Source organism: Pseudescherichia vulneris NBRC 102420 (assembly GCF_000759795.1).
Taxonomy (GTDB): domain Bacteria; phylum Pseudomonadota; class Gammaproteobacteria; order Enterobacterales; family Enterobacteriaceae; genus Pseudescherichia; species Pseudescherichia vulneris.
This window is the reverse complement of record NZ_BBMZ01000047.1, coordinates 1-4,220: the sequence shown is the minus strand read 5'-3', so window position 1 is coordinate 4,220 and position 4,220 is coordinate 1. Positions and strand designations below refer to the sequence as shown.

Here is a 4,220-nt window from a genome sequence, read left to right as displayed (position 1 = left end):
TGCGTTATCGATCTGGTCGAATGCACGAGCAGAACCACCGTAGGTTTTAGCCAGAACGGTAGTGATGGCAGCGGTCAGCGTTGTTTTACCATGGTCAACGTGGCCGATAGTACCGACGTTAACGTGCGGTTTTGTACGTTCAAACTTTTCTTTAGACATCGATTGTCCCTCTAAGACACGGATAAATCGGTGATATCACCACATCAACCAGGCAACATGCCCGACTTGTTGAATGCTTTTAAATGTAAACAGAGAGAAACGGGAGGGAGAAGTGAAGTGGTGCTGATACCCAGAGTCGAACTGGGGACCTCACCCTTACCAAGGGTGCGCTCTACCAACTGAGCCATATCAGCACGTATTGGAGCGGGCAGCGGGAATCGAACCCGCATCATCAGCTTGGAAGGCTGAGGTAATAGCCATTATACGATGCCCGCATCCTGAAACTCGGCTACCCAGTTCTTTCTGTAACAAAAAAGAGATTGCTCTCTTTTTATGTTCGAGCTGCTTAATTTTTTAACCAGCTCAGGCGGCAATTACGCTGCCAGAAAGTGGTGGTGGGGGAAGGATTCGAACCTTCGAAGTCTGTGACGGCAGATTTACAGTCTGCTCCCTTTGGCCGCTCGGGAACCCCACCGGACTTGATGGTGCCGACTACCGGAATCGAACTGGTGACCTACTGATTACAAGTCAGTTGCTCTACCTACTGAGCTAAGTCGGCATCAAGTAGCGCGCATTCTAGGGAGCCCAGCGGGTTCATGCAACAAAAAAATCGCATAAAACGTTCTCTTGCTCACATTTTGTGCGCTGACATGTAAAAATGCTGTCATTTCATGCAACGGCGAACAAATATTCAACGTTTTATCGCGTCTTAACGAGCAAAGAGAATGTCAAAACGCGGCGAAATCACCGTGGGCCGATCCTGTTACGTGATGCGTATCAGTGAAAGCACTCTTCGCCACTATTTTTTCTTATCCTTACCTGCAATCTGATGTTACCCTCCTGCCCATTGTCCATAATAAACTTCATTGTAGCGTGCCATTGAGCTGTCTTTCAGGACTGCGCATCGCTGAACGTTTATCCTCGGAACGGTGACGATAAATGGCACGCAGAAACATGCTTATGAATGCAGCAGAGCAAACGTTAATGACGCCTTACTTACAGTTTAACCGCAGCCAGTGGGCTGCACTTCGTGACTCGGTGCCGATGACCCTGACGGAAGGGGAAATTGCGCGGTTAAAAGGTATTAATGAAGATCTCTCCCTTGAAGAGGTTGCAGAGATCTATCTGCCTCTGTCGCGTTTACTCAATTTCTATATCAGCTCTAACCTGCGCCGTCAGGCCGTACTGGAGCAGTTCTTGGGTACTAACGGGCAGCGCATCCCGTATATCATCAGCATTGCCGGCAGCGTGGCCGTAGGGAAAAGTACGACCGCTCGCGTACTGCAGGCGCTGCTGAGCCGCTGGCCTGAACATCGCCGGGTAGAGCTCATTACCACCGATGGCTTCTTGCATCCTAACCAGGTGCTGAAAGATCGTGGTCTGATGAAGAAGAAAGGCTTTCCTCAGTCCTACGATATGCACCGACTGGTGAAGTTCGTTTCCGATCTTAAATCGGGCGTGCCGGATGTGACTGCCCCGGTCTACTCTCATCTTATTTATGATGTTATTCCCGACGGGGATAAGACGGTTACCCATCCCGATATTTTAATTCTTGAAGGCTTGAACGTGTTGCAGAGCGGAATGGATTATCCTCACGATCCGCACCATGTATTTGTATCGGACTTTGTCGATTTCTCTATTTACGTTGACGCCCCGGAAGATCTATTACAGCGCTGGTATATCAATCGCTTTTTAAAATTCCGCGAAGGTGCGTTTAGCAACCCAGACTCGTACTTCCACAGCTATGCGAAGCTCTCTGAAGAGGAAGCGGTGAAGGTTGCGACGTCCCTGTGGCAGGAAATTAACTTCCTGAATCTGAAAGAAAACATCCTACCTACTCGTGAGCGCGCCAGCCTGATCATGACTAAAAGCGCCAATCATGCGGTTGAGCAGGTACGGTTACGCAAATAAAAAAGGGAGCGTTACGCTCCCTGCTTCACTATTATTCCGCGCTTCTTAACGAAATTTCACCGCCCATCCACGCTTTAATCGCTCCGTCTTGCTCAAGCAGCAGTGCGCCTTGTGTATCTATTCCGCGTGAAATACCCACTATCTCTTTATCACCAATAATAAGTTTGACCGGACGGTTAATAAAGTTATCCAGCTTTTCCCAGCGAGAAAGATAAGGGGTTAACCCCTCCTGCTCAAACAGCTCCAGCGCAGCGCGTAAATCGTTAATTAGCCGCGCGGCAAGGGTATTACGATCGATGACGATCCCCGCTTCCTGAAGATTGATCCATCCCTGGTTAATAACGTCGGACTCAACCTTCCGCATCGCCAGATTGATCCCTGCCCCGATAACGATCTGTGCTGCATCGCCCGTCTTTCCCGTCAGCTCAACGAGAATACCGGCCAGCTTGCGATCCTGCAGATAGAGATCGTTAGGCCATTTGACGCGTACCTGGCTGGCGCCCAGATCGCGCAGCACTTCTGCCATCACGATACCAATCACCAGGCTGAGACCAATCGCTGCCGCAGGGCCCTGTTCAAGACGCCAGAACATGGAGAGATAGAGGTTCGCCCCAAAAGGAGAGAACCATTTACGCCCGCGCCGACCCCGTCCCGCCTGCTGATACTCGGCAACACAGGCATCGCCTGACTGTAAAGTACCGATACGATCCAGTAGATACTGGTTCGTTGAATCAATAACCGGCAGTACGGCAACCTGACTCTGTTTTACCTGGCTGCTAATAAACTCCTGGTTTAGCAGCTGGATAGGCTCCGGTAGGCTGTAGCCTTTTCCCGGTACGGTAAAGACATCAACGCCCCAGTCGCGCAGGGTCTGAATGTGCTTGTTAATGGCCGCCCGGCTCATTCCCAGGCGCTCACCCAGCTGCTCTCCTGAATGGAACTCGCCGTCGGCTAAAATTGAAATCAGGGTTAATGGAATAGTATTGTCCTTCACGCGATGATCTCCACAGCGTTCACCTCTCCCGTTGGGCCAATAAAACGCACTTCTGGCTCCAGCCAGACGTTGAATTTTTCTCCCACCTGCTGACGTACATGATGCGCCAGACCTACCACATCTTTGCTGGTCGCCTGGTTTTCATTGATAAGCACAAGCGCCTGTTGGCGGTGTACGGCTGCACCGCCTACTGCCGTGCCTTTTAACTGGCAACGATCGATAAGCCAGCCGGCAGCGAGCTTGACGGTACCATCGGCCTGAGGATAGTGCGGCGCATCAGGATAGTGAGTCAACAGCTGTTGCGACACCTCTGCGCTTACTACGGGATTTTTAAAGAAGCTTCCTGCGTTACCGTTTACTTTTGGATCGGGAAGCTTGCTCATTCGCATATTGCAGACGGTATCAAAAACGTCCTGTGCCGTAACAGTAGCCGGATCGAGGCGTGCTAGATCGCCGTAGGTCAGTACCGGCTGCCAGGCTTTTTTCAGGCGTATGCCTACCGCGACGATGGCATGACTATGCTGATACTCATGCTTGAAGATGCTGTCCCGATAGCCAAAGCGGCACTCTTGAGCGGTAAGGCGCTGAATATGGCCAGTCGCAAGCTCAACGCAGTCAACATAGTCGCATACGCGCTGTAGCTCAACGCCATACGCGCCGATGTTTTGAATGGGTGATGAACCTACACAGCCAGGGATCAGGGCGAGATTCTCCAGGCCAGCCATCCCTTTACCCAGCGTATATTGAACCAGCCGGTGCCAGTTCTCCCCTGCGCCAACGTGCAGATGCCAGGCATCGGGTTTTTCAGTGGTATCGATACCCATGATGCGGTTAACAATCACCGTACCGGCAAAATCATTCAGGAAGAGAACGTTACTCCCCTCGCCCAGAATTAATACGGGCTGTTGGATCTGCACCGCATTCTGCCAGGCGTTAAGGAGCTGTTGCACATTGTCGGCAAGCACGATGTGATTCGCATTATGCGCAATACCAAAGGTATTCCAGGGTTTAAGGGAGTGATTCATAGACGCCATCCAAAGACAAAAACAGGGCTAGTGTACCCCATATGCTGAATGAGCGCTTGTGAATGAGGCGTAATCGCCCGGTGGCGCGGCGCTTACCGGGCCTACGGCGGGAGCGGCGCTGTTTTTTAAAC

General features: G+C 51.3%; 4 protein-coding genes and 4 tRNA genes. 1 reads left to right on the top strand and 7 read right to left on the bottom strand.

Annotated elements, in window-relative coordinates; genetic code table 11:
- The 5 genes from EV102420_RS21775 to EV102420_RS20730 all read right to left on the bottom strand — a co-directional run.
- Positions 1–159 (bottom strand): GTP-binding protein (locus EV102420_RS21775; protein WP_227507214.1); only part of this gene is annotated, 159 nt, incomplete at its 3' end.
- A gap of 118 nt (positions 160–277) precedes the next feature.
- Positions 278–353 (bottom strand) — tRNA-Thr (locus tag EV102420_RS20745).
- A 6-nt stretch (positions 354–359) separates the two neighbouring features.
- Positions 360–434: transfer RNA gene (locus tag EV102420_RS20740), tRNA-Gly, on the bottom strand.
- Positions 435–549: 115 nt separating this feature from the next.
- A tRNA-Tyr gene (locus EV102420_RS20735) sits at positions 550–634 on the bottom strand.
- Between the two features lie 8 nt (positions 635–642).
- Positions 643–718: transfer RNA gene (locus EV102420_RS20730), tRNA-Thr, on the bottom strand.
- Between the two features lie 401 nt (positions 719–1,119).
- On the opposite strand from EV102420_RS20730, the gene coaA reads away from it, so the two are divergent.
- The gene (coaA, locus tag EV102420_RS20725; protein ID WP_042396206.1) at positions 1,120–2,070 is read left to right on the top strand and encodes a type I pantothenate kinase; all 951 of its coding nucleotides are present in this window, start codon (positions 1,120–1,122) and stop codon (positions 2,068–2,070) included.
- A gap of 31 nt (positions 2,071–2,101) precedes the next feature.
- On the opposite strand, the gene birA is transcribed toward coaA, so the two are convergent.
- Positions 2,102–3,064 carry a bifunctional biotin--[acetyl-CoA-carboxylase] ligase/biotin operon repressor BirA gene (birA, locus tag EV102420_RS20720; RefSeq protein ID WP_042396202.1) on the bottom strand — a complete coding sequence of 321 codons (963 nt, stop codon included), beginning with the start codon at positions 3,062–3,064 and terminating at the stop codon, positions 2,102–2,104.
- Positions 3,061–4,089 carry a UDP-N-acetylmuramate dehydrogenase gene (gene murB, locus EV102420_RS20715; RefSeq protein ID WP_042396198.1) on the bottom strand — a complete coding sequence of 343 codons (1,029 nt, stop codon included), beginning with the start codon at positions 4,087–4,089 and terminating at the stop codon, positions 3,061–3,063. Before murB ends, birA begins: the two co-directional genes overlap by 4 nt.
- Positions 4,090–4,220 lie beyond the last annotated feature (131 nt).